The sequence below is a fragment of the Kitasatospora sp. NPDC096204 genome (genome assembly GCF_044763205.1).
Classification (GTDB): Bacteria; Actinomycetota; Actinomycetes; order Streptomycetales; family Streptomycetaceae; genus Kitasatospora.
In genome coordinates this window covers 1-2,886 of sequence record NZ_JBIWFT010000094.1, presented here as the reverse complement: position 1 = coordinate 2,886, position 2,886 = coordinate 1, and the positions used below count along the sequence as shown (strand labels likewise).

General features: G+C 78.0%; 1 protein-coding gene and 1 pseudogene. Both read left to right on the top strand.

The annotated features are described in order from the left end of the window. The first annotated feature begins 434 nt into the window (after positions 1-434). Positions 435-1,046: an AraC family transcriptional regulator gene (locus tag ACIQ87_RS40245; protein ID WP_402417233.1), complete on the top strand. Its 612-nt coding sequence runs from the start codon at positions 435-437 to the stop codon at positions 1,044-1,046. A gap of 1,382 nt (positions 1,047-2,428) precedes the next feature. Beyond that, a pseudogene (locus ACIQ87_RS40240) lies at positions 2,429-2,886 on the top strand (hypothetical protein); the annotation flags it as partial.

Sequence of the window (2,886 nt, the reverse complement as noted above, 5' to 3'; positions counted from 1 at the left end):
AGCCGCCTGATAGCCACACCCAGCACCCCTGGGTGGTCCAACCCTACGAATGACCAGACCAACCCGGCTCAGAAGGTAGAGCCGCCTGAACCCCCGCCCCGGCCCCGGCCCTGGCGCCGTCCCGCTCCGTCCCGGCCCCGGCCCCCGGCCCCGGCACCCGCCCTGGCACCGTCCCGGCGCCGCCCCCGTCTCGGCACTGTCTCGGCAGCGTCCCGGCCCCGGCCCCGGCCCCGGCCCCGGCCCCGGCCCCGGCCCCGGCCCCGGCACCGGCCCCGGCACTGGTGCCGCCCCGCTCCGGCCCCCGTCCCGGTGCCGCCCCGTCGTGTCCCCGGCTCCCGGTATCCGGTGTTGTTCCGCTCCGGTGCCGTCGCGTCTCGGCTGTGGGGCGCGGCACACTGGGGGTCGGACATGTGATGCCGTTTGAGGGAGCAGTGATGGCACAGGTCGCGGTGGTCACCTTCGACGGGTTCAACGAGCTCGACAGTTTCATCGCTTCCGCGCTGATCAACCGCTGCCGCGAGGACGGCCTGGAGGCTTTCATCACCACACCGACGCCGCAGGTCACGTCGATGAACGGTGTCCGGGTCGCCGGGCAGCGCCCGATCGAGTTCGTCGCCGAGGCCGATGTCGTGCTGATCGGCAGTGGGGTCCGGACCCGTGAGGTGGTCGCCGACGCCCCGTTGCTCGCCCGGCTGCCGCTGGACCCCGGCCGGCAGTTGATCGGCGCCCAGTGCTCCGGCGCGCTGGTGTTGGCCCGTCTGGGCCTGCTGGGTTCGATGCCGGCCTGTACCGACCGGACGACCCGGCCCTTCCTCAAGGCCCTCGGTGTCACCGTGCCCGACGCGCCGTTCCACGCCGAGGGCAACATCGCCACCGCGGGTGGCTGTCTGGCCTCCCAGTACCTCGCCACCTGGGTGATCACCCGTACCCTGGGCGAGGACGCCGCGCGTGCCGTCCTGGACTACGTCGCCCCGGTCGGCGAGCACCGGGAGACCACCGCCCGCGCTCTGCGTGCCGTCGGCGTGGGGGAGCGCGCCCGGGCCTGACGGGCCCTGCCGGCCGACGGGCACCACCCCGCCCCCGACGTTCCCGGTGCCCCGGTGCGGGAGTGGCGGTACCGGGGCACGGACCGTCACCGCCCGCCTGCAGCCCGCCGCCCGGCCGGTGGGTTGTTTCGCCGTGTGCCTCTGGCCGGCGCGGTGACGGCCCCGGGCCGGTCCGCTGTACCGCGAGTGGCGGTACCGGGGCACGGACCGTCACCACCCGCCCGCCGCCCGGCGGCCGCCCGCGGCCTGCCCGGCGGCCGTTCGCCGCAGGCCCCGGCCCGCCCGCTGCGCCGCCCTGCGGTTCCGGCCCCGCTGCGTCGGCCCCCGGGCCCCGTCGGCCCCTGGCCCCGTCGGTCCCGGCCTGCTTGCGCCGCCTGCTTGCCCCGGTCCCGGCCCGCCCGCACGCCGCCCCCCGCTGCGCCGCCTGCTTGCCCCGGTCCCGGCCCGCCCGCACGCCGCCCCCCGCTGCGCCGCCTGCTTGCCCGGCCTCGGGCCGCTGCGCCGCCCCCCGACCCCGCTGCCCCGGGCCCCGGTCCCGGTCCGCTGCGCTGCCCCTGGTCCCGTCGGCCTCGGCCCGCCCGCATGCCGCCCCCTGGTCCCGTCGGCCTCGGCCCGCCCGCATGCCGCCCCCCGGTCCCGTCGGCCTCGGCCCGCCCGCACGCCGCCCCCCGGTCCCGGCCTGCTTGCGCCGCGTGCTTGCCCCGGTCCCGGCCCGCCCGCTGCGCCGCCCTGCGGTTCCGGCCCGCTGCGTCGCCTGCTTGCGCCGCGTGCTTGCCCTGGTCCCGGTCCGCTGCCCCGGCCCCCGGGCCCGCCCGCACGCCGCCCCCGGGCCCGCCCGCACGCCGCCCCCGGGCCCGCTGCGCCGCCCCGGCCCCGTCGGCCCCGGTCCCGGCCCGCTTGCCTCCGCCCCCCGGGCCCCGGCCCGCTGCGTCGCCCGCTTGCCTCGGTCCCGCTGCGCGGCCCCGCGGTTCTGGCCCCGCTGCGCGGCCCCCGGGCCCGTCGGCCCCTGGCCCCGTCGGTCCCGGCCCGCCCGCCGTGGGCCCCGGCCTGCTTGGCCCCGGTCCCCGGCCCCCGGCCCCTGGGTCCCGGTGTGTTTGCGTCGCGTGTGCTGCGCCGGGGTGTGGGGTGTGGGGGGTGGTGTGTGGGTGGGTGTTGAACCGCTGGGGCGACATCCGGTCGCCGTCGTCGCGTGCCGGGGTTCCGGGCTCTGTGGCGGCGTGTAGAAACGGCCGCACCGGGCCGGGTGGCGCGTGCTGTGGTGTCGCTGTGGTGTCGCGGCTGTCCCGGTCCCGTGTCGGGACGGGCTCCTGCGGTGGCGGGCCGGCCCGCCGGTGCCTGATCCCCCCTACTCGAGCCACTCCTTGTCCATGGAGAGCGGATACATGCTGAGAATCACCGCGGATGTCTACTCCGGCCGTCCCAATCCTGTTGCGGACATCACCGACACGGCTCAGGCGCGTACCGTCCTGCGGGAGCTGACGCGGGACCGGACGCTGTTCACCGACCCGCGTTCCGCCGAACCGCCCGCCGGGTCGCTGGGTCTGCGCGGTTTCTGGCTGGAGACCTTCGACGACGAACTCGCCCACGACTTCGACGTCGACTCCCGCCTGTACCTGCCGGCGGGCCCGCAGGCGCCCGCCGGGCGTGGCGCCGAGGTCGCCGAGCGGCTGGTCACCGTCGCGGACTGGGGCCGGGCCCCCGCCGCGCTCGCCGGGACCACGCCGCCGGTCGACGCGTCCTTCCGCCTGAGCTGCCCCGAGTTTCGTGGAGTCCGCGATCGTGTGATCAAGCGGTCTGGGGGACTTTCTCCAGTCTCGTCCAGTGCGCCTGTTCGTACTCG

Coding starts and splice junctions, on each gene's coding strand:
- ACIQ87_RS40245 (WP_402417233.1), top strand. CDS start 435: ATGGCACAGGTCGCGGTGGTCACCTTCGACGGGTTCAACGAGCTCGAC.